Genomic DNA, 2132 nt, shown 5'->3' with positions numbered 1-2132 from the left:
CCGCCGCCGCCGACGCTCGGCGCCAGGTCGTGCGGGTACAGCGACTCGTCAAAGATGAGCAGTCCTGCCGAGCCAGGACCGCCCAGAAACTTGTGGGGCGACAAGAAGACGGCGTCGAGCCGTGCGTCCGAGTCGTCGGGCATCATGTCGACCTCGACGTACGGGCCAGCCGCCGCGTAGTCGAACAGCGCGAGAGCTCCGGCGGCGTGGAGCACGCGGGCGATCTGGTGGACCGGCGCGATGACCCCCGTCACGTTCGAGGCCGCTGAGAACGACCCGATCAAGCGGCGCCCTTCCCACCGGGGATCGGCGAGCTGGGCCTCGAGGTCGTCGAGGCAGACCTGGCCGTGGTCATCGAGGCAGACCTCGACGACGGTGCACAACCCCTCTCGCCAGGTGACCTCGTTCGAGTGGTGCTCGTAGGGTCCGACGAACACGACGGGTCCTTGCTCGCGCAGGTCGCGCGCTATCCTCGAGGCCGTCTCCGCTCCGACGGCCGACGCCAACCGGTTCGTGATGTCGCGCAGCGTGGCAGGCGGGATCGCGATGCCCAGGATCTCCTGGAGCTTGTGGATCGCGCCGGTCGACCCGTTGCCGCAGCATACGACCTTGCCGCCCGGTCCCGCGTGGACGGCGTCCTTGATGGCCGTCTCGGCGTCGTGGAGCAGCGTCGTGGCCGTCCGGCCGGTCAGGCTGTCCTCGGTGTGCGCGTTCGCGTAGTACGGCGCGAGCGCGAGCAGCTGGTCCTCGATGGACCGGAGCTGGCGACCGGACGCGGTAAAATCGGCGTAGACCAACGGGCGACGTCCGAAGGGCGTCTCGACGACGGCGTCGGAACCGATCGTGTCGGCGCGGAGAGAGGCGGGCGTGATGTCCATGCTCGAAGATAGGAGACCCGACCTCGAGGACGAACAAGAGCTACGCGCCGACCGCCGCGCGCAAGGCGTCCTCGGTCTCGTCGTCGAACGCGACCAGCGTGGCCTTGGTCGGATGCGGCCGGCTTTCCTGCCACTTGCGAATTGTCCTCGCCGCGATCCCGGCCGCACGGCCGGCTTCGGCTCCGTAGATCCCTGTCGATATCGCTGGGAAAGCGACGGTTTCCAGCCCATAGCCCCTCGCGACCTGGAGGCAGCTCCGGTAGGCGGCGGCCAACGTGCCGCTCTCGCCGCGGTCCCTCCCGTGCCACACCGGTCCGACGGTGTGAATCACCCACCGCGCCGGAAGCTGAAAGCCGGGCGTGATGCGAGCCTGCCCCCGAGGGCACCGGACCTCGGGACGAACCTCGGGAATAGCGAGGCACGCTTCGATCAGTTCAGGCCCTGCGGCTTGGTGAATCGCTCGATCCACTCCTCCGCCTCCCCGCAACGCCTCGTTGGCCGCGCTGACGACCGCGTCGACCTCGAGGGTGGTGATGTCGCCGCGCCAGACCTCGAGGGTGGGCCGCTCGAGACGAGCCCGGACGTCGCCAATGAGGCGGCGCATCGCCTCCAGGTTCTGGTCGTACGGGCCAGATGGACCTCCCTTTTTGGAGACGATCGATCCCAACACGTACAAGACTCGTAGGATGTCGTCGAGCGACATCGCCGCGCTGTGTCGGTGCCAATCTGTGAGAAGCTTCTTCAACCAATCGGCCTCGACGCCGGCGTACCCGCTAATTCCTGCGGCAAACCGCAGGATCTCCCCTGGGCGCGCATCCACGCTCGGAACGTCCTCGAGGACGAGATGCTGGGTGTAGAACGTCATGCCTGGGCCTCGACGAGCAGCCCGTTGTTGACGACGGCCCACGCCCGCCCCACCATCGGCTCGCCGACGAACGGCGTGTTGTGCGACTTCGACTGGATGTGGCGCTCCTCGAACGTCCACTCGGTCTCGGCGTCGAAGACGGTCAGGTTGGCCGCGGCGCCGACCTCGAGGGCCGGGACGTCGAGGCCCAGGACCTCGCGTGGGGCCACGGCCAGCATCCTGAGCGCGTCCTCGAGGCCGATCACGCCCGGCCGGACCAGGTCGCGGACGGTGAGGGGCCAGCACGTCTCCAGGCCCAGGATGCCGAACGGGGCCTCGATAACCTCGACCTCCTTCTCGTAGCCCGCGTGCGGCGCGTGGTCGGTGGCGATGACCTCGATGGTGCCGTC

The 2132-nt window shown here is 68.6% G+C and carries 2 protein-coding genes and 1 pseudogene; all 3 read right to left on the bottom strand.

The window, feature by feature from the left end; translation table 11 throughout:
* Nucleotides 1-878: aminotransferase class V-fold PLP-dependent enzyme (locus WBA11_RS18170; protein WP_424522047.1), on the bottom strand; the 878-nt coding region annotated here is incomplete at its 3' end.
* Nucleotides 879-918: 40 nt separating this feature from the next.
* Entirely contained in the window at nt 919-1743 is an 825-nt protein-coding gene (locus tag WBA11_RS18165) for a macro domain-containing protein (protein WP_424522046.1), read from the bottom strand.
* Nucleotides 1740-2132, bottom strand: a pseudogene (locus WBA11_RS18160) (dihydroorotase); the annotation flags it as partial. The pseudogene WBA11_RS18160 and the gene WBA11_RS18165, both read right to left, overlap by 4 nt.

Source organism: Rubrivirga sp. (assembly GCF_049648075.1).
Lineage (GTDB): Bacteria > Bacteroidota > Rhodothermia > Rhodothermales > Rubricoccaceae > Rubrivirga.
Note: the sequence above shows the minus strand (reverse complement) of the source record. Positions and strands in the feature narration are given on the sequence as shown.